Origin of the sequence: Venatorbacter sp. C2-1 (assembly GCF_022832715.1) — a bacterium.
In the GTDB taxonomy this organism is placed as follows: domain Bacteria; phylum Pseudomonadota; class Gammaproteobacteria; order Pseudomonadales; family Oceanobacteraceae; genus Venatoribacter; species Venatoribacter alkanivorans.
On record NZ_CP094879.1, the window covers coordinates 1155979 to 1182230 of the forward strand.

A 26252-nucleotide genomic window follows, 5' to 3' on the forward strand; every position below is an offset into this window, starting at 1 on the left:
TGTGAGTACTCAGCGTCTGGCTAAACGCTGCGGCCGGCCAGAACGGAACTGGGTACATTCGGTACGGCGGTGAATGCGGCGCTCGTGATCCAGCGCCAGCGCGCCGGTGCTGCCAAACATCTGGCTGTGCGGGAATACTTCAAGCTGTTTTAACCGTGGCAGCAGGCGGAAGGCATCCACGCCCATGGCGTATAAGCGGGCATAGCCGCCCTGACCATTCGGCATCACTTTTTCTACGGTGCGGTACAGCTCGCTGCTTTCCAGCAACCAGGGCACATCACAGAACTGCACGCCGTTCAGGTCGCGGTCTTTGGTTGGATTCGGTTCGCCGGAATACACATGCGAGGTGGCGTATACCGGCAGATCACCGGCAAAGTTAAATGCCAGCGTCGGCTTGATCTGGCGGGCCTGCTGCGGCAGGGCGACCATAAACACCCAGTCGACATCCTGACGGCGGCGCGGCTCAAACTCGGTGCTCTGACGTAACAGACGGCGCATGGTCTGATACCGCTTCTGGCTGTCGTCGACGTTCAGCAGCGCTTTGATTTCCGGGTTGTAGTCCTGACGGTTCGGATAAAAACGCTGTTCGCCGATTTCACCACCCAGCTCCAGCCAGCGCTGTTCAAAGGCAGCATAAATACGCTCGCCCCAGTTGCCCTGTGGTACCAGCACCAGTGCGCGGCGCAGGCCATCGGTCCAGGCTTTTTCGGCAATCTGTACGGCTTCGTCTTCAGCGGCCAGGCCGAACTGATAGAGGTTGGCGGGCAGGGTTTCGGCTTCGCTGCGGTCACCATAGTTCAGGGCCAGGGTTGGCAGCGGCAGGGTTTCGCGTTGCTGCAGCGCCTGCACCTGCATTTTGTTGATCGGCCCGATCACCCACTGCGCACCGTCGAGCTGCGCCTGGGCGTAAGCAATATCGATATCGCTGTATTTCTGGCTGTCGTACAGGTGTACCTGCGGAATGGCGTAGCCTTTATCCAGAGACTCGTAGTAAGCGGCCATAAAACCATCGCGGATGGCGCCACCGGTTTTCTCCAGCGGGCCGGATAACGGCAGCATCAGTGCGACGCTGTGCGGGCGGTTAGCCGCCAGATCAGCCAGCAGCGCCAGGCCGCCGGGTAATTGTATCGCTGCCGGGTGAGCCGGATTCTGTTCGCGCCATGTGGTTACCGCCGCCAGATGTTCGTCCAGTGTCAGGCGGGAGTTACGGGAAATCGCCGCCAGTCGCAGCCAGTCGCCAAACTGGGTAGCCGGGGTTTTTTCTGCCCATTCCAGCAGCTCGACTTCCGGCATGGCCATTAAATCCTGCCAGATTTGCTCATGATTCTGCTCGCGCTGCTCCGGATTTAATGCGCCGGATAAAAAATCACGCTCGCGCGCGGCGGCCAGATATTCGCCATTGCTTTCGTACCAGCGGGCTTTTAACAGGCTGGCACGCAGTTCCTGCTCCGGCGTGGCGTAATCCATACGCTGGGCAAGCTGGCTGAGATATTCGCCGGCAATTTCCGGCTCATTGCTGCCCAGATGCATCTGCGCCGACAGCAGCATAAATTCCACCTGCTCCTGTGGCGTGAGCACACGCTCGTGCAACAGTTGCAATTGCAGCGCAGCATTGCCAAACTCGCCGTCGTCGAGTTCGCCGCGAATCTGCTGCATTAATACTGAATTACTCTGACTACTGCTTTCGGTAAGGCTGTTGTTGCCCAGCCCGGTTTGTCCCGGTGTGGTAGAACAACCGCTTAAACCCAGACCCGCGCTGACAACCAGCAGCGATAATCCGCGTAACCAACGATCAGGTAAGTTTCCCCGCATGACTTCAGATCCCAGAATGCAGGTCGGCACGTTTTACGTCGTGGCGACACCCATTGGTAATTTGGCTGACCTCACCGAGCGTGCAAAGCAGGTGCTGACCAGCGTTGATGTAATTGCCTGCGAGGATACCAGACATACCGCAAAATTACTCCAGCACCTGGGCCTGCGGAAGCCGCTGTTATCGGTGCACGAACACAACGAACGCGAGCGTGTAGAACAGATTGCCCGCCATCTGGAACAGGGCCAGAGCATGGCGCTGGTATCCGATGCCGGCACCCCGTTAATTTCCGATCCGGGATATCCTTTGGTGCAGGCGCTGCGTGCGCGCGGCCTGAATGTCAGCCCGATTCCCGGCGTCAGCGCCATTATTACTGCCCTGAGTGCCGCGGGCCTGCCGACCGACCGTTTTACTTTTGAAGGTTTCTTACCGCATAAAAGTGGTGCCAAACGCGAAAAATTACTGGCTCAGGAACAGGAAGCACGCACCCTGGTTTACTACGAATCCAAGCACCGGATTCTCGATACGCTGGAAGTCATGGCTGAGGTTTTTGGCGCAGAACGTCAAGCCTGTGTTGCACGCGAATTAACCAAAACCTTCGAGACTTTTTATCACGGAACACTGCCAGACATTCTCAGCCAGCTGCAGGAGGATGCCGACCAGCAGAAGGGTGAATTCGTGGTGATGATTGCCGGCAACCCCGATCCGGCACCGGCCAGCGAAGTCGACAGCAACAAATTGTTCCGCCTGCTGCTGGTCGAACTGCCACCGAAAAAAGCAGCGGCCATTATCGCCGACCTGACCGGCGAGAATAAAAAAGAGCTGTACCAGAAAGCGCTGGAAATGCAGGGAAAAGCTTAAACACAGGCGTCTGCGGGTATTCCACACCGCCGCAGACAATTGACTGAATACGATGGTTGATTCAGTGGAAGTGACTTTCAGTAGTGGGAGTGACTTTCAGTCACGATTATCAGCGCGGCAGAAGTGCCGCTCCCACTGGTTTGGTTATTTCCCTTTCCTGCAGAACCGGCGCCCGAATACCGGTCTGGCTATTACTGCTCGTTCCTGTAGAATCCGCGCCCGGAGTCGGCCAGACAGTCGTCGCCCGCACTGGCAACAGTGTGGGGGGAGGAAAGTCCGGGCTTCACAGGGCAGGGTGCCAGGTAACGCCTGGGAGGCGCGAGCCTACGACCAGTGCAACAGAGAGCAAACCGCCGATGGCCCGCGCAAGCGGGATCAGGTAAGGGTGAAAGGGTGCGGTAAGAGCGCACCGCGCGACTGGTAACAGTTCGTGGCACGGTAAACTCCACCCGAAGCAAGACCAAATAGGTTCCCTATAGGCGCGGCCCGCGCTGGGAACGGGTAGGTTGCTTGAGCCTGTGAGTGATTGCAGGCCTAGACGAATGACTGTCCACGACAGAACCCGGCTTATCGGCTGACTCCTTTTATTATGAAAACCCCGCTCAGGAAACTGAGCGGGGTTTTTCTTTACCAGCGTTTCGCCGGCTTCGGCGGGGACAGTGACTGCCCACGACGACGATTCAGAAACTCAGGGCTTATCGGTTGGCTCCTTTTATTTAAAAGCCCCTGAAAGAAATATCCGGGCTTTTTCTTTGGTCCTAAGCCGGTTCTGCCGGGACAGTGACTGCCCACGACGACGATTCAGAAACTCAGGGCTTATCGGCTGACTCCACTTATTTAAAAGCCCCTGCAGGCTAACGTTTGCAGGGGCGTTTTCTTTGGTCCTAAGCCGGTTCTGCCGGGACAGTGACTGTCTACGACGACGATTCTATATCACGTTAATGCATGTACGGGTATTATGAATATCAGGATTTTATTTTTAGTGGTGTGGTAATTAATGAGTTCTTTGTACCTGATTAGAGCTATATCTCTCGCTCTTTTTCATACTGTAGCAGTTGTAGCTTCTGATATATTATTTTTGGCCTGCATGTCTGATGTTGTACGGGAAGTCGAATTATCTTTTTTGCCAATTTCTTTGGTAAGTATGACTGTTGAGGGGGGAGGAGTATTTCACTCTGTTCTTGGGCTTGCCCGTTTTGGTTTGATAGAGCTTTTGGTGGCAGCGATTACAGTCTTCGTATTTCTTTTTAATATTAAGGTTCGTATTCTTACCAATTGTCTGATTTTGGCTGTGTCGATATTTATATTTCGTCTTCTCATTGGTGATGTGGCTCATTCTTGGTACTTGTTTGGATTGGTAAGTTCGTTGCTGTCTTGTATTGTAATTTTTTCTATCGGGGCTATGCACTGTAGAGAAGATAATAATAGGATCACTACGCCAGTGGATTCACTATGAAACGAGAAATAGGATCAATGGTGAAACCAGCATGATGATTCCGGTAAAACTAAGAGATCTTCAACGTCAGGATAAAACAGCGGTTATGGCCATGCTCCAGGATTCCCGGGTCATGAGGTTTCTTGGGCCCCGCCGGGCTTTAACAGAAGATGAGGCAGATTCGTGGTTTGAGAATGCGCTTGATAACCCGTCACGTTATGCTATTGCTCAATCTGATACTGATGAGTTCATCGGATTCTGCGGTGTTAAAGAGATCGAAGGTGTTTTGGACTTCGGCTATTTCATCAGATCGGAGTTCTGGGGTAATGGCATAGTGGTAAGGGCCTCCAGACTGGCGCTTGAAAGGTTGTCGGCTGAGATCGACACAGAGTCCGTTCAGGTTTTTATTGCTGACGATAATGTGGCAAGCAAGAGAGTGGCCCAGAAATTGGGCTGGCAGGTCACACACAATGGGACTAAGGATGGGGAGTATGGCGGATATTACCGGATCGTCCTGTAATGCATGAAAATGACCTGTGACTTTTCTCCGCTTTAACGCACCCTAAAGTAAAACCGACAGGCACTTAATGCCTGAGTATCAGAATGATCACCAGAAATAAGATTTAACTTTAATTAGTGTTAACAGGCCCTAAACATGCATCATAAAAGCTATCCAGATAGCATTTTTCAGTAACGAGTAAAAATATGCACAAAATTCAGTGTCAATGCGGGGCTCTTAGTGGTCATGTTCGGGGGGGCGGAACCTGTAGTCGGGTGGTATGTTACTGTGCCGACTGTCAGGCTTTTGCGAAATTTTTAGGCCGGGCAGGTGATATTCTGGATGCACAGGGTGGGACTGAAATTGTGCAGTTGGCACAGCCCCGTGTGGTTTTTTCACAAGGTAAGGAGCATCTCGCGGCTGTGCGGCTTAGCGATCAGGGGATGATCCGCTGGTATGCCGCCTGCTGTAACACTCCCCTTGGTAATACGCTGCCAGATCCTAAGGTTTCATTTATCGGCCTTATTCATTCGGTGCTGAATCGTGCAAAGATGGCCGAAGATTTTGGCAAGAATATCGCAATAGTCAATGTGGATTCTGCTATAGGAGAACCGAAGCCGAAGCAAAAAGGACTCCCCGGTATGATTGTAAGATTTTTGTGGATTATTTTATCCATGCGTATCGGTGGTAAGTATCGTAATTCTCCGCTTTTTACTGAGTCTGGTGAACCTGTTGTGTCACCCGTTATACTCAGTGGCGAAGAGTTTAAGAACTTAAAAAATACCCTGTGATAAGGTGTTATGTATTTACAGCGTCACGGGCTATAAACCCTGTAGTGACGGTGATTACCAGGTTAACCAGACATCGCTATGATTGAACCCGCTGTTAAAAAAGAGATCCTTACCCGCATTGAAAATGCCGAAAAAGAGCACGGTGTTCGTGTTCTTTACGCGGTTGAATCGGGTAGCCGTGCCTGGGGATTCGAGTCACCTAACAGTGATTACGATGTGCGTTTTATCTATGCACATCCTAAAGACTGGTATGTGGCGGTGGATCTGGAAGATAAGCGCGATGTTATCGAGTATCCGATTGTCGATGAAATCGACATCAACGGCTGGGATATCCGCAAAGCCTTAAAGCTGTTCTCGCGTTCGAATCCGGCCTTTGTCGAGTGGCTGCAGTCGCCCATTGTTTACCTTGATCGCGGTGATTTTGCGCACAGGTCGCGTGAGCTGCTGAGTACGGTCTATTGCGTTGAAAAAGGGATATACCACTACCGCAGTATGGCGAAGACGAACTACCGGGGTTATCTGCGTGATGATCTGGTGCCAATTAAAAAATACTTTTATGTGTTACGCCCGTTGCTGTCCATTATGTGGTTGGAGAGATATCGCGAGCCTGCACCCATTGAATTTGAAACTCTGCGCCAGCTGATCGCTGGCAACAGCGAGCTGAATGAACGGATATCAGCACTGCTGGAGCGTAAGAAGATCAGTCTGGAAAAAGAACTTGCGCCGCCGATTCCGGAGCTGAATCAGTTTATCGAATCTGAATTAGAACGTCTGGAATCCTTTGCTGACAGTACATTTAATGACCGTCTGGTAATGGAGGAACTGAATGCTTTGTTTCATGAGAGCCTGGTTTTTTAAGGCGCTCGGTAAAGAAAAAGCCCATACAAGCGCGGGTTTGTATGGGCTTTTTCTGTCACGGGTCCGGCCTGTGGACGCCCGGAATGCTGACTTCAGCGGATCAGTTCTGATGTTGCTCTGAGATATTTATCTGAATTGGTACGATAGGCCCATTTTTGCTGAGGCTGTTGCTCTTTAGAATGACAGGTCGGGGAAGGGAATCCCAATCTGATAAACATAATAAATCCGGGATTAACATGACTCTGAAAAACGCTGCATTCAAACCGCTGATGGCCGCTTCTTTATTGCTGGCCGCTATGAGCAGTCAGGCCATGTCTGACACGCCAATCGTCACTCAGGAAGCCACGGCGCCCACTCCTGCACCCGTAACCCCTGCCAGCAATCTGGCGTATGTGGACGATTTAAAGCTGCTGGCCTACAACGTGTACATGTTGACCGGTGCTATCTCCGACTGGTCACAACAAACCCGTGCGGAACTGATTCTGCAATCGGACGTTATTCATGGGCACGACGCCATTATTCTTAACGAGCTTTTTGATAATGGGCCGGCGCAAACCCTGCTGGATGGCCTGAAAGGTCAGTATCCGTATCAGACTCCGGTACTGGGCCGCACCCAAAGCGGCTGGAATCAGACTCTGGGTGCATACAGTAGTACCGCTCCGGAAGATGGCGGGGTGGCTGTTGTCAGCCGCTGGCCTATTGAGGAAAAAATTCAGTACGTCTACAAGGACGGCTGCGGTGCAGACTGGTTAGCCAATAAAGGCTTTGTTTATATCCGTCTGGATAAAAATGGTCATGACTATCATGTGATTGGTACCCATGCCCAGGCCGAAGACGGCGCCTGTTCCGACCCGGCTGCCACACGCAGAAGTCAGTTCACCGAAATGCAGCAGTTTATTGCCAGCAAAAATATTCCGGCTGATCAGGTTGTGTTTATTGGTGGCGACTTTAACGTAATTAAAAACAGTGCTGAGTACCCGGATATGCTGGAAACCCTGCATGTGAATGCACCGGATGCCTACGCCGGATTTGATACATCCTGGGACCCGGAATCCAACGGTATTGCCGCCTATAATTATCCGGACCTGCCCAGCGAATACCTCGATTATATTTTTGTTTCCCGTGATCATGCGCAGCCAACCTACTGGCATAACCAGTCGCTGGACGTGACCTCGCCACGCTGGGAAAACAAAAATTATCAGTATCAGGAACTGTCCGATCATTATCCGATTGCCGGTTTCTCCTATGCCGATGACAACACCCGCACCGAAAGCTACCGCTTTGTGAATCAGCCTTATTCCGCCGTGAAATTCCGTAACCAGGCCAATGGCGCTTATATCAAAATTAACGCCAGCGATAACGACGGCTGGATTAAGGTGAATGGCAGTGCCAGCGATGCGGCAGCCAGTTTTAATCTGGATAACTGGTATCCGAAAAACCGCGCTTTCTGTATTCGCAGTAACGACTTTGTGCAGGTACAGGGTAATCTGCGTGCCGGCTCTTACTGGAACTGGTGGCTTGGCGGTGGTGGCGGTAATTATGCCTATTTTACCAAACAGGATAATGCCTCCAATAAATTACGTATCCGTATTCTGAATGACGATGGCGACTGTCTGAAAAACGGCGATCAGGTGGTATTTGTTGACCGCGATACGGTGAGCGGCAAAGATTATTATCTGCAGCGCTGGCCGTCAGGTTCCTGGACCGATCATCTGTATATGTGGTCAGGTTCGGTGGGTGCTAACGAAACCTTTACTGTTGAAATGGGTGTGGGTGAGAAGCAGGACTGGACGTCAAAACTGCGCTACGTGCAGTAATTATCAGGCTTCGGTCTGATGGAAAATGGCGTGCTACGGCACGCCATTTTTTTATTTGTCTGCCATTGACTGAAAACTCAATGACGTTCAGTCTGATCAGTAGAGCAAAGGAGAGGCTTTATTGAAGGCTGGGTGGAGAGTATCCGTCTGGCCCGACAGGGAGGTTTTTGATAACAAACACTAAGAATCGGAATCTCACCATGAAAAAAATAATCCTGGCATTATCACTTGTGATTTTTACATCGGCTGCTTTCGCTCACAGCGGCGGTTGCCGGAAAGACAGCCCGGCAGGGCAGTGCTGTCATGCCGGATCACAGCCTTATCATTGTCATTAATGCTGTCCTAATAAACAGGGCCACTTTCTCGGGGTGGCCTGTTTAACCGCCCTGAAACGCTGCTGGTTAAAAGCCTTTACTAATTTTCCTCCGTCAGCATCTCTGCCAACAAATCAAATACCCGCTTAACCCGCGGATTGGTGCGCAATTCCCGGTGGCAGACCAGCCATAGCGGCACGGTTACCGGTGCGCCGCGTTCGCTGAAGGCTCGACGGAACGCTGGCTCGGCATCGCCAATCTGTTGCGGAAAAAAGCCAAGGCCATTGCCTTGTTTGACGAGTTGCCATTGCAGCATCTGAAATGTGGTGACGATGGAAAAATTCTTCTGGCTCAGCTGCCAGCCATGCTGGTTAAGAATATTCATCAGTCTGTCGTTACGTTCAAAACCGATAATCTGAATATGTGGGTCAATGCTTGTTTTGCTCTTGCCGGCAGTCTTATTAACCGTATCCAGATTATTAAGGTACTCGTGGCTGCCGTACAGCCAGATAGGTTCATCGGCGAGTTTCCTGACGATTAAATCGGGCTGTTCGGGGCGGAGGCTGCGGATAGCAATATCGGCTTCACGGCGCTGTAAATCGCTGATGTTGTTGGATACCACAATTTCCAGCTGGATGCCGGGTTCGTGCTGGCGGATAGCGTCGATCATGGCGGGCAGGCGGAAGATGGCGTCAATTTCGCTGGCGGCAATACAGACCGGGCCTTCGGTCAGTTGTGATTGCCCGGCGGCCGTTAAAGCAAAGCGGTTGGCGGCTTCACCCATGGGGCGCAGGTGCTCAAGCAGGGCAGCGCCGCTGTCGGTCAGCTGCAGTCCTTTACCGACCCGCTCAAACAGGGTGATGCCGAGTTCCTGTTCCAGTGCCGCGACCTGACGGCTGAGGGTGGGCTGGCTGGTATTGAGCAGACGTGCGGCGGCCGACAGCGAGCCTTGCTCGGCGCTGATTAAAAACGCGCGGGCGTGGTTCCAGTCGAAGTTTACCGAGCCCCAGTCCATATTCTTCTCTCCTTAAATTCATTGTTCTTATACAGATATGTATATGAATGATGCAACTTTAGCGGATTTCTATACGTTTTGTGTATGGATAAGCTGGGCAGACTGAAATGAGGGCTCAGGCTATGAAGAAAATCTGCATCGTTGGTATCTCGGGCAAACTTGGCCAGTATATGACCGAACACGCGCTGGCGCAGGGTTATGAAGTGGTGGGCGTTTGCCGCCCGCAAAGTGTCGCTAAGCTCAGCCGCTTTGCCGGACAAATCCGTATTTTTCCCGGTCGTACGGATGAGCGCGAGGTTATCCGTGCGGCGGTCGCCGATTGTGATGCGGTGCTGACGGTGCTGGTGCCCTGGGGCGTACAGGGCTACGCCACCAACACGGCGCAGGCGGTGCTGGATTTTGCTCCGGCGGAGGCACGCCTGGTGTTTTCCTGCGGCTGGCATATTTCGCGCGACGGTAAAGACCGTTATTCCTGGCAGCTGCGTTTATTCGTCGCGCTGTTCGGGCGGCTGGCACGCTGGTTACGGCTGGCGGATCTGAGTGATCAGGAAGAGGCCTGCCGCCGGGTGTTTAACAGTAAAAGACGCTGGACAGTGGTGCGTGGCAGCGATCTTGAAGAGGGCGAGCCGGAGGGGTTACCGCGCTGGAGCGGGCATGTGGGCGATGCCGTTCTGGCCAGTAATCTGACCCGGCGTACCGACTTTGCGCTGTTTATGGTGCATGCTGTGGAAGATGACAGTCTGATTCAGCAGGCGCCGGCGATTGTTGGCTGCCGGGCGCCGTCAGCTCTGATGGCCAGAGCCGACGGAAAATATCAGAAGCCACTCAGCGGCTGAGGAGATACAGGATGGATGCAGCAGCAGCGCAGGCCCTGTTGAAGGGCGCCTGCTTACAACAGGCCAGTCCGGCTGACAAAATAATGCAGGCCACAGAGCGTGCAGGTTATCTGGATATTGCAGGCCTTAATCTGCAGTTTGATCGTGGCCATCTGGCGGTTTTTAATCCGCTGCGTTTGTTGTGCGACAGTGGCGTCGCCCTGAGTTTGCAGGCTTTGATTGGCTGTCGCGTTACCTCGGTCAGCCTCAGCGAGGATGATCTGGAACTGCTGTTTGATGACCGCCTGTTATTACGTATTTCTTTGCGTGATGAAGATTACACCGGGCCCGAAGCCGCGGTGTTTTACGCGCCGCCTGACACTGGGTGTGTGAATGCCGCTCCGCTGATGGTGTTCTGAATACGGCCTTACAGCCAGCGTCTTACCCGCTGACAGTAAGCGCGGTATTCGTCGCCGAATAATTCGCTCAGGGCTTTTTCTTCGGCCTCAATCTGAAAGTGATTCATATAAGACATAAACAGCGGAATGCACAGCGCGCTCAGGTAATTACCCAGCACCATCGCCAGCGCGCCAAGCAGCAGTACGAAGCCTGTATACATGGGGTTACGGCTCATGCGATAAACCCCGGTCTGCACCAGTGTGCTGGCCTGTTGCGGGCGCATCGGATTAACGGTGGTGCGGGCACGGCGGAAGCTGGCAACTCCGGCCAGGCAGAAGACGGCACCGGCAAAAAACAGGGCCAGCGTGATAACCAATAGCGGAGAGCGCAGGCCATGCCAGCCGCTGATATGACCGGTACGCAATATCACCGGCAATAACATCAGCAAGGCGGTAAGGCCAGCCAGCAGCAGTGGCGGTATTTTTAACTGCAGAAATTTCATCGCTGTACTCCATCATGGGGTTGCTGCGCGCAATCGGCAGACACTGGCATCATGACAGAGTTATTCCCCCTGTATACAGACCTGAATTTCACCCAATACCGGCTTGCCTTATCGGCCTTCATCAGCCGGATCAGATAATCACGGATGACCCTCTGCCACGGTTCCGATAAACTTAGGCAAAACTTATACAAGGCAGGAGATTACGCCCGTGAATTTGCCTCAACGCCCGCCTTTTGGCGTGCTGCTCGCCAACCTTGGTACTCCCGAAGCGCCGACACCGAAGGCCGTGCGCGAATATCTGGCTGAATTTCTCTGGGATAAGCGCGTGGTCGATGTGCCGCGGCCGTTGTGGTGGCTGATTCTGCATGGCGTGATTCTGCGTATCCGTCCGGGCCGGGTGGCCAAGGCTTATGCCTCGGTCTGGGGCGAGCATGGCTCACCGCTGATGACCATTTCCCGTGCCCAGCAGCAGGCTCTTAAAGAGGCCTTAAAGGCACAGTATGGGTGCGATATTCCGGTGGTACTGGCGATGACTTACGGCCAGCCGTCGATGGAGCAGGCCGGGCGTGAATTGCGCGCCGCCGGTGTCGATAAAATGCTGGTGCTGCCGCTGTACCCGCAATTTTCTTCCAGCACCACGGCGGCGGTGTTTGATCGTCTGGCTAAGGCGCTGAAGCCTTGCCCGCATCTGCCGGAAACCCGCTGGGTCAACGAATATCATCAGCACCCGGCGTATATCAAAGCACTGGCTGATTCGGTGCGTGAATACTGGGCAGAGCACGGTCAGGGCGACCGTTTGCTGATGTCGTTTCATGGTATTCCGCAGCGTTATGAAGACCGTGGTGATCCGTATCCGTCACAGTGCCGGGCAACCGCTGCAGCGCTGGCAGCCGAGCTTGGGTTAAGTGAAGAGCAATGGCTGTGCTCGTTTCAGTCACGCTTTGGCCGTGAAGAGTGGGTGAAGCCTTATACCGATTTTACCCTCACCGACTGGGGTAAAGCCGGTGTTGGCCGGGTGGACGTGATCAGCCCGGCTTTTGCTGCCGACTGTCTGGAAACCCTGGAAGAGCTGGATGTGGAAAACCGCGAAACCTTCCTGCATAACGGCGGCCGCGAGTATCACTATATTCCCTGTCTGAATGACCGTCCCGATCATATCGGTATGATGGCGCAGCTGGTGAAGGACAATACTCAGGGCTGGTAGCCAGGCTCGTGTTCACAGGCCCTGGCAGCCCTTTTTATGGTTAATTTTCCGGCGGATTTATGACAGAACGCATTGCCCTGTTTGTCGATGTGCAGAATATTTATTACACCACGCGCCAGACCTTCGGCTGCCATTTTAATTATCAGGCCTTCTGGGATCAGCTGACCGCCGGGCGCGAAGTAGTGCGCGCGGTGGCCTATGCCATCGACCGTGGTGATGCGGCGCAGATGAATTTTCAGCGTATTCTGCACAACATCGGTTTTGAGGTACGGCTTAAGCCTTTTATTCAGCGCCGCGATGGCTCGGCCAAAGGCGATTGGGATGTGGGCATCACTATTGATTTACTGGATGCCGCGCCTGAAGCCGATATCGTGGTGCTGGCCTCCGGTGATGGCGACTTTGATCTGGCACTGGAGCGGGTTAAACGCAGCGGTGCCCAGGCCTGGGCTTTTGGTGTTGAGGCGTTAACCGCCCAGGCGCTGATTAAAGCCGCTGACCGCTTTATTGCCATCGATGAGTCGCTGTTGCTGCGGCGCTGAGCCTTGTTGTTTTAACCCGGCTGTCTGAGCCGGGTTTTAGCAGCCAGTTGTGCCTTATTTGCTGAGCGCTGCGCTTTTGGGTTTCTGATCTGTTCAGATTGATCATGGCTGACGGCCGTAATCTGTGAAATCATCGCCTGCAGAATCATACGAGGCTGAGCCTGAACTACAGGCCAAACCAGCCGGATACCCCCGAATGCTATGGACAACCTTATGAGCAGCACCGACCGTATTCTCTGCGAAATCAAAGATCATATTGCTTACGTGTATATGAACCGCCCGGAAAAACTCAACGGGCTGGATATGCCGATGTTTAAAGAGATGATCGCCTGTGCGAAAAAACTGCGTAAAAATCGCAGTGTGCGCGCCGTGATTCTCGCTGCCAAAGGCGACTCTTTCTGTGCCGGTCTGGATTTTAAAGCGCTGAGCAAAGATCCGATGATGGTGCCTAAAGTCTTTTTAAAATGGCCCTGGACCAAACAGAATATCGCCCAGCAGATTGCCCATTGCTGGCGTGACCTGCCGGTGCCGGTTATCTGTGCGATTCACGGTAACTGCTTCGGTGGCGGTATGCAGATTGCGCTGGCCTGCGATTACCGTATCGCCACGCCGGATGCCAATTTATCCATTATGGAAATGAAGTGGGGCCTGATTCCTGATATGAGCGGAATGGTGACGTTGTCACGTTTAACCCGCGTGGATATCGCCCAGGAACTGACCATGACTGGCCGTCAGTTCAGTGCCGAAGAAGGTTACGAATACGGATTAATCAGCAAGCTGTCGGCCGATCCGCTGGCCGATGCTCAGGCACTGGCGGAAGTGATTGCCAGTAAATCGCCGGATGCCATTGCCGCCACCAAATATTTATTCAAAAAATCCTGGAAAGCCGATACCTGGAAAGCACTGCGCTGGGAGCGTTGGGTGCAGGCACGTTTGCTGGGCCGTAAAAACCAGCGTATTGCCATGGCCAATGGGCTGGCCGGTAAAGATAAAGAGCCAAAACCCTTTAAAGACCGTACCTCTTTTAAATAATAAAAGTTCCGGACGAAAAAACGGGCGCTGTAAGCGCCCGTTTTTTATGCCGGATACTATTCAGCGCAGTAGCTGAGCGTGCGGCTTGGCCAGCATAGCAATGACCGGATTGCGCTCCATCACGAAGTTTTTCAGCAGCAGCGCAATAACAACACCGATAATAAAACCACCGATGTGTGCCCAGTAATCGATACCACCGCCGCCAACGGCCATACCAAACAGGTTGATGCCTAACCAGATCAGGAAGTACCAGGCTGCTGACAGTTTTTTCTGCCAGACAACAATCATAAAGGTCAGGCTGGCATGGCGGAACCAGATCATATACATACCAAACAGACCGGCAATTGCACCGCTGGCCCCTACGCTTGGAATGGTGCTGTTCCAGTTCATGCCGATACTGAAGGCACTGGCACCCAGACCACAAATCAGATACAGACCAAGGAAACGCCAGCGGCCAAGCGCATCTTCGAGGTTATCACCAGTCAGCCAGAGGAAGTACATATTGCCGAGCAGGTGCATCAGGCTGCCGTGCAGGAAGGTTGCCGTTAATGGCGTCCACAGATGTTCGCCATGGGCAAAATCGGATGGTGTGCTGGCAAACAGCTCAAAAACCTGATTGGTCATTTCATCGCTGGTGGCGTAAGTAAAATAAATCAGGCAGTTGATAATAATCAGCGCCCAGGTCACCACCGGAGTGCGATGCGGTTTAACGTTATATTCCACCGGCATTTGCGACAGAAACTGGAACAGCCAGGTTTTCCAGCTGGTTTTCTGGTTGATGTTGTTTAATACATCACGCAGGCGTGGCGAGTGTTTAACTTCTTCCAGTTCGTCGTGGTCAATCCAGGTGCCGTCACACTTATGACAGATATCGACCTCCACCTGAAAAGATTCGAGCAGATGGTAGTTATACAGTTTGGCGTTGCACTGTGGACAGTCGGCATCGGTTTGTCCCAGACGCTTGCCCAGCTGTTCTTCAAACTGAACGGCATCGTCACCATTATCGAAGGCGGACAGCAGAGAATTCAGCTCGTTCTTTTCAAACCACATGCCGCCGCATTTGCGGCAGACATCCAGTTCTTCACCCTCATAGGCCATTGGCGTCAGCAGGGAATTACTGCAGCGCGGACAATATTTATTACTCACCGGCTACTTCCTTATCTTCATGGACATCAACGTTGTATACCAGCAGCTCAGCCGCCAGCCTGTTACCGTTTTCGGCCAGTTTTGGTAATACGTTCTTTTCCATATTGTCGAGTTGCTCTGTCAGCAGCTTGGTTGCGTATGACGGGCCATAAGTGAACTTTTCACGCTTCTCAATCAGATCATCCACGGTGCGGTAGAAGTTCTGAATTTCGGTCAGGAAATAGCTCGGAGTTTCCAGTGTGTTAGGAGAGTACTTCATGGTCTCCCAGACATAACGGCCGATTTTCGGATTGTTCTGCTTCAGTTCCTGTACCGAAATGCCACGGGCGAAATATTCTTCGTTGTATTTACGCAGAATTTTTACGTTCGTGTTGACTTCGTCATACAGTGACTGACGCAGATAATAGTTGGTTTCTTTACTGGTGATATCATCAAACAGGATGGCTTGCTGCAAACCGGCCTGAGCGGCCAGATACACACCGGCAATGGTGGCTGCAATCATTAATAAATGGCCGATCCAGAAACCAGAGCTGGTCAGATCCCTGTGGTCCGCATGTGCCAGTTTTTCTTTCACCGGCCGGCTGAGTACGGATAATACTTTCATTGGCATGCTGCCTCCCTGTATGAATTCAGGGCGGCATTATAGCGACTGAAACGCAGCTGCCATACAGCGCTGACATGAAAATAACAAATATATTAATGCTTAGGTGCGAGGAGTCTGGATAAAGATGCCAGACACCGTGGATTATCGACGCATTTTATCGGCATTATTTATCTGAAAGGAGACGTGGTTCACAGACGCAGGGCGCCATTAACTACAGGCGCCCCGCGAGGAAAATCAGCGGTGGAATTCACCGGCACTTTCCGGTTGATACAAAATCTCTCCGATAGAGACCTGCATCGGCTTGCCGCTGGGACCTGGCCACTCAATTTCATCGCCAACCGACAGACCAAGCAGGGCACTGCCGACCGGCGCCAGAATAGAAATTGTACCGCCCGTGGTGTCCATGTCTTTTGGATACACCAGCGTCAGACAGAATTCCTCCTGCGTATTTTTTACCTGAAAACGCACGGTAGAATTCATGGTAACAACAGTTGCCGGAACATCGCGCGGTGCGACAATCTGAGCCCGTTCCAGCTCTTCTTCCAGCTCATTCATTCCCGGGAAGGCTTTGCCGGGCAGGGAATCCAATAAACGTTCCAGGCGTTCCAGATCAAGACTGGAAATAATAATGTTCGGCTTGCTGCTCATAAAACTGACCTGTTTGTAGGTAAGGCCCGCATGAAAAAAACGCCCCGCAGCAGGGCTGCGGAGCGAATAAGGGATTACGGGAATAAAGATTAAGTTACAATTGTGTTAATAATAAAGCAAGGGGTCATAAACGGCCATGGTATGAATGCCGCGGTGCTTATGTTTTGTCTTACTTTCTGCCAATAAAACTACTGATCCGGTTTGTCTGAATGAGCCCAGAGTGGGCTTAAATACTGACTTAACGCTAATGCTGTTCACTTAAGCAACCAGCCAGCGCGGACTGCACTTGAACAGCCTTTGCGGGGCAAGCCCCTGCGCCCCAATCCGGGGAACTTCTCCCCGGGCCCCTGCTTTGCGCTTTCTGGCCCGTGATCCTTATTCACTCAGTTTTTACTGACCACGCGTATATCGGCCATCCATGGCCGGATACGCTTGCCTGGCATCCATGCCAGCCAGATCGTAAAAATCATCGCTCATGGCGGCGGGCCCAGAGGCGCGGCTTATCTCAGCCGCAACGTCGTTTTTATCGAACAATAATGTCCGTTCTGAAAAGCCGCTTTGCGGAGTAATCAATGCGCCTGCAGGACGCCGGAATGAAGAGCACTGAGCCGGTACGTCTCTGCATGGATGCAGAGCGAGCGGATAGGGCCATGGATGGCCCATTATCCGCGTTACCGTGACCGAGGAGGTCTGAATGGAGGAAAAAGGCCTGCAAAGCGCGAAGCTGGGCCTGTTTGTGCTCCTGCAAAACATGCATTTCCGCCATCCATGGCGGTCAGGTATAAAGCCCCGCCGGCAAGGGGAGAAGTTCCCCTGGGAGGCATTGGGCGTTTCAAAATGATTTAAAACGTTAAGTGAGCAGCATTACGGTTCAACGCGGCTTTGCTATTTACCTTATTCTTCGCCAATAAAACCGCCGGTCTGGTGCGCCCACAATTGCGCGTAAATTCCACCTTTGGCAATCAGTTCCTGATGCGTTCCCTGCTCAGCAATACGCCCCTGATCCAGTACGATCAGGCGATCCATCGCGGCAATGGTCGATAACCGGTGAGCAATAGCTATCACGGTTTTATTTTCCATTAACCGGTACAGACTTTCCTGAATGGCGGCTTCGACTTCCGAGTCCAGCGCGGAGGTGGCTTCGTCCAGAATCAGAATTGGCGCGTCTTTTAATAATACCCGGGCAATGGCGATACGCTGGCGCTGACCACCGGACAGTTTTACCCCACGTTCACCGACCTGAGCGTCGTAGCCCGTGTTGCCTTCCGGATCGTGCAGTTCCTGAATAAATTCGTGCGCTTCGGCCTTGCGCGACGCTTCCAGCAGTTCGGCTTCGCTGGCATCCGGGCGTCCGTAGAGAATATTGTCACGTACGCTGCGGTGCAGCAGCGAGGTATCCTGAGTCACCATGCCGATATGTTTGCGCAGTGAGTCCTGAGTTACGTCTTTAATATCCTGACCATCGATCAGAATACGGCCGGAATTCAGGTCGTAAAAACGCAGCAGCAGATTAACCAGTGTCGATTTGCCGGCACCGGAGCGTCCGACCAATCCCACTTTCTCGCCGGCTTTGATATGGATATTCAGTGCCTCGAATACCTCTTTATTCTGGTTGTCTTCATGTCCCTGATAATGGAATGAAGCCTGCTCCAGGCGGATTTCGCCCTGATTTACGTTCAGTGCTTTGGCGTCAGCGCTATCCTGCACCTGCGGGGTTTTGGACAGCGTTTTCATGCCGTCGGCAACGGTGCCGATATTTTCAAACAGGGCGCTGACTTCCCACATAATCCACTGCGCCATACCGTTGATGCGCAGCGCCAGCGAGATCGCAATGGCAATGGCGCCAATACTGATGGCGCTATCCATCCACAGCCAGACGGCGATGGCGGCAATGGTAAAAGCCAGCAGGTAATTAATGACGTTAACGGTCACATTCAGACCCGTGACCAGACGCATCTGGCGGTACACGGTATCCATAAAGCCTTCCATAGAGTCGCGTGCATAATCTGTTTCACGGTCGGTATGTGAGAACAGCTTTACTGTCTGAATATTGGTGTAGCTGTCGACAACGCGTCCGGTCATGGTGGAGCGGGCGTCGGCCTGTTCGGTGGCGATGCGTTTCAGCTTGGGTACAAAGTACAGCTGGGCAAGAATGTACAGCGCCAGCCAGGCAAGCATTGGCAGCATCAGGCGCCAGTCGGCCAGTGCCACCATGACCAGTACCGAGGTGAAATACACCAGAATATAAACCGCCAGATCCATCAGCTTCATAACGGTTTCGCGCACCGCCAGAGCGGTTTGCATCACCTTGGTGGCGAGGCGGCCGGCAAATTCATCCTGATAAAAACCGAGGCTTTGCTTTAACAGGTAGCGATGGGTCAGCCAACGGATTTTCATCGGGTAATTACCCAATAACGTCTGATGCACCAGCAAGGTGTGGAAAAAGACGACTAAAGGCATCACCAGTACGACCATCAGTGACATCAGCAGCAGGCGGCCGCCTTCTTCAGCGAGCAGGGTGTCGGGTGTGCGCTGACTCAGCCAATCAACCAGATTGCCCATAAAGCCGAACATCATGACTTCCAGCACCGCCAGCAGAGCCGTCAGCAGCGACATAAACACCAGTGGTACTTCCAGACCACGGGTGTAATGGCGGCAGAAAGCAAAAATTCCGGCAGGTGGCTGCTGCGGGTGTTCCGGAGGAAAGGGATTCACAAAACGTTCAAAGAGTCTGAGCATACTGGTCATATAAAGGCAGGAGTGAAACAGCCCGACACCTTAGCGGAGCAGGCTTATGAATGTAAGCGCTGAAAATTGATTTCACTGTTCGGGCGACGGAATAACGCTCTGAGAGAGGTTGCTGGTGTAAACCCGGTGTTTTACTCTGCCGCAGTGCTAAAGCGGCTGTAGCGCTTTGTCAGGACGATTCAGGAGCATTGCTGGCGGATTGCTGTGAATTTGCATCCCTTTGAGCAAAGATTCTGATCGCCAGACGTGTTACGATTTGAGAATGTGATCGTTAGGACAAAGAAAAATCACTGTACTACCGCGCAGATAAGCCTATCTTTGCGCGACTTTTTTCATTCACATCACTACCCGGATAAGGAGGTAGCGAGCCCAATGGTTGTTCAACCTGAAGACTACTACGATGCCGAGAGCTTTGCTCGCCTGAAAGAATTTGCCGACAAACAGGAAACTCCTTGTCTTGTTGTCGATAAACGTATTTTTGAGCGTCAGCTTGATGAACTGATCAGCAGTTTTCCTTATGCGAAAACTTACTACGCCATTAAAGCCAACCCGATGCCTGAACTGCTGGGCATTCTGCGTGACCGTGGCTGTTGTTTTGACGTAGCTTCACGCTACGAGCTGGATAAAGTTCTGGCACAGGGTGTGACAGGTGACCGTGTAAGCTATGGCAACACGATCAAGAAAGCCCGGGATATCCGCTACTTCTATGAGAAGGGTGTGAACCTGTTTGCTACCGACTCAGAAGCCGACCTGCGCAATATCGCCAAAGCGGCGCCGGGTGCGCGTGTATTTGTGCGTATTCTGACTGAAGGTTCGCAAACTGCCGACTGGCCACTGTCGCGTAAATTCGGTTGTCAGACCGATATGGCGATGGACCTGTGCCTGCTGGCGCGTGATCTGGGTCTGGTGCCTTACGGTATTTCTTTCCACGTAGGTTCTCAGCAGCGTGATATCGGTGCCTGGGACTCGGCGATTGCCAAAGTGAAGGTGATTTTCGAACGTCTGAAAGAAGAAGACGGCATCGAACTGAAAATGATTAACCTGGGTGGTGGCTTCCCGGCCAACTACATCAGCCGTACCAACGATCTGAAAACCTATGCAGAAGAAATTACCCGTTTCCTGCATGAGGATTTCGGTGACGAACTGCCGGAAATCATTCTGGAACCAGGTCGCTCGCTGGTCGCCAACGCCGGTATTCTGGTCAGCGAAGTGGTGCTGGTCAGCCGTAAAGACCGTTACGGTCTGCACCGCTGGGTATTTACCGATGTGGGTAAATTCGGTGGTCTGATCGAAACCATGGACGAGTCCATCAAGTATCCGCTGTTTGTGGAGAAAAAAGGCGAACTCGAAGAAGTGGTTCTGGCTGGTCCGACCTGTGACAGCGCCGATATTCTGTACGAAGACTACAAATATGAGCTGCCACTGAATCTGGCATCCGGTGATCGTCTGTACTGGTTCTCAACCGGTGCTTACACCACTACATACAGTGCTGTGGAATTCAACGGCTTCCCGCCGCTGGCTTCTTTCTGCATCTGAGCAGGCTCCGGTCTGCTATATAAACCGCCTGCGGGGTAACCTGCCGGCGGTTTTTTTATGCCCTTCGCATGGTGGCGGTTGGTCAACAGGCGCGAAAAGGGTATCTTGTCTGCAACGATCTCATACACAGGGAGGATGTATGCAAGCCGTACCTCTGGAATTGCTCATCAATGGCCTGACGGTAGCCGCCGGTGCTGCCTTACTGGTCGAACGGTTTACCGAAATTCTCAAGCACGTAAAAGAGCGCGCCAACAAATTCTTTCTTGAACGTGATGCTGAAGCGGCCAGACTGGCAGCGCTGAAAACGGCGCAGCAACAGGCCGCAGCTATTCAGCAGCATTTACAGGCTGGCCATGCACCCGACGTTGCGGTCTTGAAAGCGGCTGCCGCCTCTGCTGAAAGTTCCGCTGCCGGAACAGACAACGACACCGCTTCTTTTGAACAGCATACGGCCATCAGCGTTGTTCCAATTCCCGTTATCTCCACAGAAAGTGCTGCGCTTAATTTATTTATGCGACTGGCCCCTTTGGGGTTGGGCATTATTCTCGCCGGTATTTTTGATCTGCATTTATTAGCGATGTTTACCGGACAAACCGTAACAGATATTCCAACGCTGTGGGGGCAGGGCAATTGGCACGCCATCATTCTGCAATCGCTGGACACTCTGTTGTCGGGGTTATTGATTGGTGGTGGCAGTCAGCCGGTGCATGTGCTGCTGTTGTTTTTAACCACCCGCCGCTTAACCGACAGTGAGAAGCAGGCACTGCAACAGGTGGTTGATCCGGGAGAAGAAGCACACTGCCAGCCTGTACCGCAGGCGCCGGAAGTTGCCGCAGCGACTAACGATGATCGTGGCGGCAGCCTTTTAGCCGGCCCGGATATTCACTATGCCGGCGGCGTTAATCCGCAGAGTTTGGAACAGGTTCACCGCCGCAGCGGTGATCCGGAGCAGATTGTTGTACACCACACGGCGATGAATTCGGCGTTGGGTTTTAATGCCATTGTGGATGAATTTATCGGGCAGAAAAAATGGCTTACCGGTTATCACTGCGTGATTATGCCCGATGGCAGTATCCGCCCGTTCTGTCGCTGGGACCGTATGGGTAATCATGCGAAGGGGCACAATGACCGCACGCTGGGCATTGCCTTTCATGGCAATTTTCATAATCAGGAACATGACCGCTTTGCCAACAGCGATGGCCGCTATGGAGCGCTGAAACCGACCGCTGCGCAGCTGGATGCCGGAGCCCGGGTGATAGCCCTGTGGCTGAATCTGTATCCGCAGATGTCCGGCGTGCTGACACAGGCAGTAGTACCGCACCGTGCACTGGCAGGCGCTGACACCGTGTGTCCGGGAAATCAGTTTCCTTTTGCCGAATTACTCAGCCGTACCGATGCCTATTGCAGCGCCTGGCAAACATCCGCCGCAGCTCAGGCCGGGCTGCAGGCATTCCGCCAGAAACCCTATATTTATGCCCTGAGCACAACCAGCGCAGGAGGTCAGCATGGACAGCTTTGATTCCGCATTAATTATGCTTTGCAGTGCGTTGTTTTTCTCCTTATTACTGGAGCGCCTGCTAGAAATTCTGAAAGCCCTGTACGATTTTTTTGAAGTACGGCTGGGCTATCAGAGTTACTGGAACCGCACTGCGCAACGTCTCAGTGAACAACTGGATGGTCTGCGTCAGGCGGGACGTGTTCAGGCGGAAGTGAGCAAAGCGGTCAACGATTACTTACGCACCGATTATCCGGGGCTGGAAGGTGTGGAAGCTTTATCGGCGGCGACGCTGCGCTCGCTGACGATTAAAGCCGTCAGTAAAATTCTGGCCATTATTCTTGGTATATTGCTGGCGCTGCTGTTGGGCATTAATTTATTTGCCTTAATCGAACAACTGAACAGCCAGATCGGCGGTGCCGTCTATGACGGCTATTTTTCCAGCCGTTATATCCCCGGCTGGCTGGGAGAATGCCTGACCGGTATTGCTATTGGTCTGGGCAGCGGTCCGCTGCATAAAATTATTGAAGCACTGGAAAAATCCCGCAAAAACCGCACGGATAAAGGAGCCTGAACATGGACAAGCTGCATATTGGTTTATGGCTCGCCGAACATCTGGATACCGTGATTGGCTTTGTATTATTGCTCGGCGCTTGCCTGATGCTGCCGAAAAGTGTGCGTTGGTATGTTTTTACCGGTGGCGCCGCTTTGCTGTTGATGAACCTTTGGCAGGTGGCGCGAGCACGGGAAAAATTAAAAAAACTGGATAGTGAACGTTCTGCCCTGCAGGAGCAGCTGAGCGGATTAAAAGACGCCAGCGAGCAACTGAAGCAGCGTAATCAGGAGCTGGAAAAACAATCGGCTGAACTTGAGCAGCAACGTCAGGCGTTATTGCAGCGCCAGCAGGATCTTGCCAGTGGCGATGCGGCATTGCAGCAACAGCAGGAAGACATTAACCGTCAGGTTAACAACCACGCTGAGCAGCGCAATGCATTGCAGGACGAAAACCAACGCGTGCTGGATGCGCTGGCCAAACTGAAACAACTGGAAGCAACCTCACAACTCTGACGGAGGCTATATGCTGGTTTTAACAAGGATGGCTTTACTGAGCAGTGTTATCGCTGTTTTTGCCGGGCAAAGTGTACAGGCAGAAGAGACTACCTGTGAAATGCTGATCACACTGGCAAATCTCAGTCAGCAGACCATTAATGGTCAGGTTGTTTATCTGCTGCCTGCCGACAAGGTACAGCAAACTCAGAACATTACCGGCTGTGTTAATTACACTGAGTTGTTGCAGAAAAATCAGGATGACAGCCGTAAAGCCAGTGCCGATATTGCTGCACTGCAGCAGCAGAATGCTGACCTGGCGCAGCAGCTGGAAAAATACCGCATACTGGTGGCGGATCAGACGCAGCTGGGCGACCGCTATAGCCAGCTGAGTACTCAGTATCAGGATCAGGTTAAACAATGCCAGGCGCTGAACACGAATCTGATTTCAGTGGCCGATAAACTGGATACGTTATCCGGAGAATACCGCAGCATTGCCGTACAGTCGCTCAGCCGTTACCGCGTTGGCGCTGCCGTTGGCGGTGGCAGCGAAGGTTTTGCCAGCCAGCTGCATGTTGGTTATGACACACTCAATCTGTTTATTCATAATTACGATGATAAAACCAGCGCGTTAATCGGTGCCGAGCTGCGTTTTTAAGACGCAGTCCGGCCGATTGAATACCGTTAATGTTGCTGGCTGCGTTGTGGAAAGGTCAGCATAACCTGTTCTGTGGTGGCACCACTTTCATCATTGGGGGTGGTGATCATCCTTACCTGAATATCATCACCAAGCGTGATATGCGCAAATCCCCAGACCATGCCCTGCAACCACAGCTCCTGATATTCAGCATAGGTTTTTTTCTGATATGCCTGAAACGGCGTATGAATTGGCCGCTGTTTTGCCGCAGCACCTGAAACAATGATTGGCAGTGGTTTTAATTCTTTTCTGTTTGCACTGTTATATTGCTGGCAGTCATCCTGATGAGCTTCCAGATCATGCTCATGCCCGGCCAGATAAAGATCGGCAAACTCGCACAGCATAGGCATTAATAACGGGCGCAGGGCGCGGGCCTCTTCAAATTTACTGCCCCCGGATGACCAGAGCGGATGATGTCCGGCAACAATTTTCCAGCGTGCTGAAGACTGCTTCAGGGCATTTTCCAGCCAGTCTAACTGCTGCTTTTCCTGTCCCTGTGGTTTCTGCCAGTCATCATAGTGTTCCAGACTGTTATGCTTTTTTTCGCTGCCGTCAGGGTTGAGTTTGTCTTTTAAAACCGTTGTTCCGGCCAGCAATAAATTGGTATCAATAACAAAGAACTCGGCATCACCGCGATTAAAAGAATAAAACCCGGGTTGTGGTAAGACCATTTTATTGTCGTTACGGCTGGCCCAGGCAATCTGTGCATCGCGACCGGCGCGGGAGGTTTGCCAGTCATGATTGCCCAATACACCGTAAATACGGAAATCATCATGGCTGCTGACCAGTTGGCGGAAAGGCAGATCGAGAATATCGAGGAAACGCTGCTCATCACGCTCACTGCCATCGCCACCGGCCGGATAAATATTGTCGCCGAGCATCAGCGAGAAATCACAGCGATTGCTCTGACAATACTGTGTCATGGCGCCAGCCACGGCATTCAGCCCGGTGCGTTCGACGACATAATCTGTGCCACTGAGACGATGCATTGGCGGTGCAACAAAATCTGCGGGTGGCAGACCCTTCTTTTCCCAGGCAGCGCGTTCACTGAGCAGGAATTGCTGGCGGGTTTGCGGGTTATTTAAGCTCGCCTGTTTTGGGTAATCATAGTGGTAACCGCTGTCACCAAAGGCAATAAAAGCAACGGGTTGCTGCGTATCAGCCAGTGGTACTTTGTTGAATGGCTGATTTTGCTGCACATTGGTGGTTGTCATCGGTTTGTTCTGACAGGCCGCCAGCAGTGCAGAAACAGTGGATACCAGTAAAAAAGTGCGCAGTTTCTTATGGCCGTATTGCAGTCGCAGTGTCATTTCATTCTCCGGTTAAAGCAATTGCCCGCTGTTGTAGCATGGGTAATGCAGAGAATGGATGACAGTGGGGGTCTGTTTGGCTCACGCTAATCCGTATTTCTGGTAGTTAATGCGGTTTTTATCAGGAATAAGAAGGAGAATTTAAGGGAAACCTCCCCATACCCGTCAGGCTAAAGGCTTACAAGTGCGGTCTTGCGGTCATACTCCGGAGTGGTTAGAGTGCAGGGCTGAAATGCTGGTAAAGGATGTTGCCAGTGTTGCCTGTTGTGATCTGTGGGTTTTCCTTACAGGACATAATCGGGCGTTAATAATGATAAGGAGTGTCGTATGAAAATATTCTCAGCCGCTTTTTCCCGCCTTTGTAATTTCCAACCCCGCATTGCTGTTGCGGCCTGTTTTTCGGTACTGATATTAATGCTGTCAGTGCAGGTACAGGCACGGACCATTGCCGATACCGAATTCCCCGATGTGCTGGAAGCGACCAGTGAGTTTCCACAGATGACACTGAATGGCGCCTCGGTGCGTAAATACTATTACGTGGTCGATATGTATGTGGGCCTGCTGTATATGCAGAACCCGGGACGCTCTGAACAGGCCGTGATTAATGATGAGGGCTACAAACGCATGGTATTCCACACGCTGCTGCCGCGTGCCAGCGGCCGTCGTGTTGCTAAAGCCTTATACGATGCATTGAACCTCAGCAACGAAGAAGCCGAGGCATTAGGTGCGCCGATTGACGAAGTAATTGAGATGTTCGATGTCAGCATGAAAAGTGGTGACGAAACCCACGTCGAATACGTTCCCGGTGTTGGCACCCGCATTATTGTTAAAAATGAAGTGCGCGGTGTGATTGCCAGCAAGCGTTTATTTGATGCCTTTCTGGGAATCTGGATTGGCGCCAAGCCATTCAGCGAAACTTTTAAAGCGGAAATTCTGGGTACCGAAAATGCCCTGATTGCGCACGAGTAGTTGCGCATGATGGCGCATATAAATAGCCGCTCATAAATAGCAGCATATAAAAAACAGGAATGCATAATTGCCTTTCCTGTGCTTAATCCGGACGGTGTGCAGCCGTACACCGTCTGGCATCAATATCCCTCTGTTTCTCTTCGTTGTTCTTTTTCGCTGCT

At 52.3% G+C, this 26252-nt stretch carries 25 protein-coding genes and 1 other RNA gene; 18 read left to right on the forward strand and 8 right to left on the reverse strand.

The genetic code is table 11. The features are described from left to right. Positions 1 to 9: 9 nt before the first annotated feature. Positions 10 to 1812: a penicillin-binding protein activator gene (locus MT343_RS05240; protein WP_145469096.1), complete on the reverse strand. Its 1803-nt coding sequence runs from the start codon at positions 1810 to 1812 to the stop codon at positions 10 to 12. Between MT343_RS05240 and rsmI the strand changes: the two genes are divergently transcribed. From rsmI to sph, 7 genes are all read left to right on the forward strand, one after another. Further along, positions 1811 to 2671: a 16S rRNA (cytidine(1402)-2'-O)-methyltransferase gene (gene rsmI, locus MT343_RS05245; RefSeq protein WP_145469097.1), complete on the forward strand. Its 861-nt coding sequence runs from the start codon at positions 1811 to 1813 to the stop codon at positions 2669 to 2671. The genes MT343_RS05240 and rsmI overlap by 2 nt on opposite strands. Positions 2672 to 2892: 221 nt before the next feature. Continuing rightward, positions 2893 to 3257, forward strand: an RNA gene (gene rnpB, locus MT343_RS05250) — RNase P RNA component class A. 411 nt (positions 3258 to 3668) lie between these two features. Continuing rightward, on the forward strand, positions 3669 to 4127 hold the full coding sequence (locus MT343_RS05255) for a hypothetical protein (RefSeq protein ID WP_145469098.1): 459 nt from the start codon (positions 3669 to 3671) through the stop codon (positions 4125 to 4127). Between the two features lie 31 nt (positions 4128 to 4158). Beyond that, entirely contained in the window at positions 4159 to 4626 is a 468-nt protein-coding gene (locus tag MT343_RS05260; RefSeq protein WP_222428564.1) for a GNAT family N-acetyltransferase, read from the forward strand. Between the two features lie 185 nt (positions 4627 to 4811). Beyond that, complete coding sequence (locus MT343_RS05265; protein WP_145469099.1) at positions 4812 to 5396, forward strand: DUF6151 family protein; 585 nt, start codon at positions 4812 to 4814, stop codon at positions 5394 to 5396. A gap of 78 nt (positions 5397 to 5474) precedes the next feature. Next, positions 5475 to 6254 (forward strand): nucleotidyltransferase domain-containing protein, encoded by a 780-nt coding sequence (locus MT343_RS05270; protein ID WP_145469100.1) that lies wholly within the window; start codon positions 5475 to 5477, stop codon positions 6252 to 6254. 236 nt (positions 6255 to 6490) lie between these two features. Next, the gene (gene sph, locus MT343_RS05275) at positions 6491 to 8071 is read left to right on the forward strand and encodes a sphingomyelin phosphodiesterase (protein WP_186435910.1); all 1581 of its coding nucleotides are present in this window, start codon (positions 6491 to 6493) and stop codon (positions 8069 to 8071) included. Between the two features lie 414 nt (positions 8072 to 8485). Here the strand turns inward: sph and MT343_RS05280 are convergent, their stop codons facing one another. Next, a complete protein-coding gene (locus MT343_RS05280) occupies positions 8486 to 9400 on the reverse strand; it encodes a LysR family transcriptional regulator (protein WP_145469102.1) in 915 nt (304 codons plus the stop codon). A 122-nt stretch (positions 9401 to 9522) separates the two neighbouring features. Between MT343_RS05280 and MT343_RS05285 the strand changes: the two genes are divergently transcribed. Next, a complete protein-coding gene (locus tag MT343_RS05285) occupies positions 9523 to 10236 on the forward strand; it encodes an NAD(P)-dependent oxidoreductase (RefSeq protein ID WP_145469103.1) in 714 nt (237 codons plus the stop codon). Between the two features lie 11 nt (positions 10237 to 10247). Further along, the gene (locus MT343_RS05290; protein WP_145469104.1) at positions 10248 to 10634 is read left to right on the forward strand and encodes a hypothetical protein; all 387 of its coding nucleotides are present in this window, start codon (positions 10248 to 10250) and stop codon (positions 10632 to 10634) included. A gap of 8 nt (positions 10635 to 10642) precedes the next feature. On the opposite strand, the gene MT343_RS05295 is transcribed toward MT343_RS05290, so the two are convergent. Continuing rightward, on the reverse strand, positions 10643 to 11116 hold the full coding sequence (locus MT343_RS05295; RefSeq protein WP_145469105.1) for a methyltransferase family protein: 474 nt from the start codon (positions 11114 to 11116) through the stop codon (positions 10643 to 10645). A 208-nt stretch (positions 11117 to 11324) separates the two neighbouring features. Between MT343_RS05295 and hemH the strand changes: the two genes are divergently transcribed. The 3 genes from hemH (at position 11325) to MT343_RS05310 (ending at position 13891) form a co-directional block, all read left to right on the forward strand. Further along, complete coding sequence (gene hemH, locus MT343_RS05300; protein WP_368666039.1) at positions 11325 to 12320, forward strand: ferrochelatase; 996 nt, start codon at positions 11325 to 11327, stop codon at positions 12318 to 12320. A gap of 59 nt (positions 12321 to 12379) precedes the next feature. Continuing rightward, positions 12380 to 12859, forward strand: coding sequence for a LabA-like NYN domain-containing protein (locus tag MT343_RS05305; RefSeq protein ID WP_145469106.1), 480 nt, complete (start codon positions 12380 to 12382; stop codon positions 12857 to 12859). Positions 12860 to 13072: 213 nt separating this feature from the next. Continuing rightward, on the forward strand, positions 13073 to 13891 hold the full coding sequence (locus MT343_RS05310; protein WP_186435911.1) for a crotonase/enoyl-CoA hydratase family protein: 819 nt from the start codon (positions 13073 to 13075) through the stop codon (positions 13889 to 13891). A 60-nt stretch (positions 13892 to 13951) separates the two neighbouring features. Here MT343_RS05310 and MT343_RS05315 read toward each other — a convergent pair whose 3' ends face one another. The 4 genes from MT343_RS05315 to MT343_RS05330 all read right to left on the reverse strand — a co-directional run bounded on the left by MT343_RS05315 (position 13952) and on the right by MT343_RS05330 (position 19028). Then, positions 13952 to 15037 (reverse strand): rhomboid family intramembrane serine protease, encoded by a 1086-nt coding sequence (locus tag MT343_RS05315; protein WP_222428566.1) that lies wholly within the window; start codon positions 15035 to 15037, stop codon positions 13952 to 13954. Then, on the reverse strand, positions 15030 to 15647 hold the full coding sequence (locus tag MT343_RS05320) for a hypothetical protein (RefSeq protein WP_145469108.1): 618 nt from the start codon (positions 15645 to 15647) through the stop codon (positions 15030 to 15032). The genes MT343_RS05315 and MT343_RS05320 overlap by 8 nt, the downstream gene beginning before the upstream one ends. A 228-nt stretch (positions 15648 to 15875) precedes the next feature. After that, positions 15876 to 16289, reverse strand: a complete 414-nt coding sequence (gene rnk / locus MT343_RS05325; RefSeq protein ID WP_145469109.1) for a nucleoside diphosphate kinase regulator — start codon at positions 16287 to 16289, stop codon at positions 15876 to 15878. Between the two features lie 894 nt (positions 16290 to 17183). Next, a complete protein-coding gene (locus MT343_RS05330; RefSeq protein ID WP_145469516.1) occupies positions 17184 to 19028 on the reverse strand; it encodes an ABC transporter ATP-binding protein in 1845 nt (614 codons plus the stop codon). Between the two features lie 381 nt (positions 19029 to 19409). Here MT343_RS05330 and MT343_RS05335 point away from each other — a divergent pair, with 381 nt between their 5' ends. The 5 genes from MT343_RS05335 (at position 19410) to MT343_RS05355 (ending at position 23773) form a co-directional block, all read left to right on the forward strand. Continuing rightward, on the forward strand, positions 19410 to 20573 hold the full coding sequence (locus tag MT343_RS05335) for a type III PLP-dependent enzyme (RefSeq protein WP_145469110.1): 1164 nt from the start codon (positions 19410 to 19412) through the stop codon (positions 20571 to 20573). 139 nt (positions 20574 to 20712) lie between these two features. Next, positions 20713 to 22092: a peptidoglycan recognition protein family protein gene (locus tag MT343_RS05340; protein ID WP_145469111.1), complete on the forward strand. Its 1380-nt coding sequence runs from the start codon at positions 20713 to 20715 to the stop codon at positions 22090 to 22092. After that, complete coding sequence (locus MT343_RS05345) at positions 22079 to 22642, forward strand: hypothetical protein (protein ID WP_145469112.1); 564 nt, start codon at positions 22079 to 22081, stop codon at positions 22640 to 22642. The genes MT343_RS05340 and MT343_RS05345 overlap by 14 nt, the downstream gene beginning before the upstream one ends. Before the next feature lie 2 nt (positions 22643 to 22644). Then, the gene (locus MT343_RS05350; RefSeq protein WP_145469113.1) at positions 22645 to 23136 is read left to right on the forward strand and encodes a hypothetical protein; all 492 of its coding nucleotides are present in this window, start codon (positions 22645 to 22647) and stop codon (positions 23134 to 23136) included. 10 nt (positions 23137 to 23146) lie between these two features. Continuing rightward, positions 23147 to 23773, forward strand: coding sequence for a hypothetical protein (locus tag MT343_RS05355; RefSeq protein WP_145469114.1), 627 nt, complete (start codon positions 23147 to 23149; stop codon positions 23771 to 23773). Positions 23774 to 23799: 26 nt separating this feature from the next. Here the strand turns inward: MT343_RS05355 and MT343_RS05360 are convergent, their stop codons facing one another. Further along, positions 23800 to 25122, reverse strand: a complete 1323-nt coding sequence (locus MT343_RS05360; protein WP_145469115.1) for a metallophosphoesterase — start codon at positions 25120 to 25122, stop codon at positions 23800 to 23802. A gap of 327 nt (positions 25123 to 25449) precedes the next feature. On the opposite strand from MT343_RS05360, the gene MT343_RS05365 reads away from it, so the two are divergent. Beyond that, a complete protein-coding gene (locus MT343_RS05365; RefSeq protein ID WP_145469116.1) occupies positions 25450 to 26091 on the forward strand; it encodes a chalcone isomerase family protein in 642 nt (213 codons plus the stop codon). Positions 26092 to 26252 lie beyond the last annotated feature (161 nt).

Bases quoted from the DNA above. Each gene is read 5' to 3' on its own strand.
- MT343_RS05280 (WP_145469102.1), bottom strand. From the start codon at position 9,400: ATGGACTGGGGCTCGGTAAACTTCGACTGGAACCACGCCCGCGCGTTT.
- MT343_RS05360 (WP_145469115.1), bottom strand. From the start codon at position 25,122: ATGACACTGCGACTGCAATACGGCCATAAGAAACTGCGCACTTTTTTA.
- MT343_RS05270 (WP_145469100.1), top strand. From the start codon at position 5,475: ATGATTGAACCCGCTGTTAAAAAAGAGATCCTTACCCGCATTGAAAAT.
- sph (WP_186435910.1), top strand. From the start codon at position 6,491: ATGACTCTGAAAAACGCTGCATTCAAACCGCTGATGGCCGCTTCTTTA.
- MT343_RS05365 (WP_145469116.1), top strand. From the start codon at position 25,450: ATGAAAATATTCTCAGCCGCTTTTTCCCGCCTTTGTAATTTCCAACCC.
- MT343_RS05335 (WP_145469110.1), top strand. From the start codon at position 19,410: ATGGTTGTTCAACCTGAAGACTACTACGATGCCGAGAGCTTTGCTCGC.
- MT343_RS05255 (WP_145469098.1), top strand. From the start codon at position 3,669: ATGAGTTCTTTGTACCTGATTAGAGCTATATCTCTCGCTCTTTTTCAT.
- MT343_RS05310 (WP_186435911.1), top strand. From the start codon at position 13,073: ATGAGCAGCACCGACCGTATTCTCTGCGAAATCAAAGATCATATTGCT.
- MT343_RS05355 (WP_145469114.1), top strand. From the start codon at position 23,147: ATGCTGGTTTTAACAAGGATGGCTTTACTGAGCAGTGTTATCGCTGTT.
- MT343_RS05340 (WP_145469111.1), top strand. From the start codon at position 20,713: ATGCAAGCCGTACCTCTGGAATTGCTCATCAATGGCCTGACGGTAGCC.
- MT343_RS05290 (WP_145469104.1), top strand. From the start codon at position 10,248: ATGGATGCAGCAGCAGCGCAGGCCCTGTTGAAGGGCGCCTGCTTACAA.
- MT343_RS05295 (WP_145469105.1), bottom strand. From the start codon at position 11,116: ATGAAATTTCTGCAGTTAAAAATACCGCCACTGCTGCTGGCTGGCCTT.
- rsmI (WP_145469097.1), top strand. From the start codon at position 1,811: ATGACTTCAGATCCCAGAATGCAGGTCGGCACGTTTTACGTCGTGGCG.
- MT343_RS05350 (WP_145469113.1), top strand. From the start codon at position 22,645: ATGGACAAGCTGCATATTGGTTTATGGCTCGCCGAACATCTGGATACC.
- MT343_RS05240 (WP_145469096.1), bottom strand. From the start codon at position 1,812: ATGCGGGGAAACTTACCTGATCGTTGGTTACGCGGATTATCGCTGCTG.
- MT343_RS05345 (WP_145469112.1), top strand. From the start codon at position 22,079: ATGGACAGCTTTGATTCCGCATTAATTATGCTTTGCAGTGCGTTGTTT.
- MT343_RS05285 (WP_145469103.1), top strand. From the start codon at position 9,523: ATGAAGAAAATCTGCATCGTTGGTATCTCGGGCAAACTTGGCCAGTAT.
- MT343_RS05260 (WP_222428564.1), top strand. From the start codon at position 4,159: ATGATGATTCCGGTAAAACTAAGAGATCTTCAACGTCAGGATAAAACA.
- MT343_RS05330 (WP_145469516.1), bottom strand. From the start codon at position 19,028: ATGCTCAGACTCTTTGAACGTTTTGTGAATCCCTTTCCTCCGGAACAC.
- MT343_RS05320 (WP_145469108.1), bottom strand. From the start codon at position 15,647: ATGCCAATGAAAGTATTATCCGTACTCAGCCGGCCGGTGAAAGAAAAA.
- MT343_RS05305 (WP_145469106.1), top strand. From the start codon at position 12,380: ATGACAGAACGCATTGCCCTGTTTGTCGATGTGCAGAATATTTATTAC.
- rnk (WP_145469109.1), bottom strand. From the start codon at position 16,289: ATGAGCAGCAAGCCGAACATTATTATTTCCAGTCTTGATCTGGAACGC.
- MT343_RS05265 (WP_145469099.1), top strand. From the start codon at position 4,812: ATGCACAAAATTCAGTGTCAATGCGGGGCTCTTAGTGGTCATGTTCGG.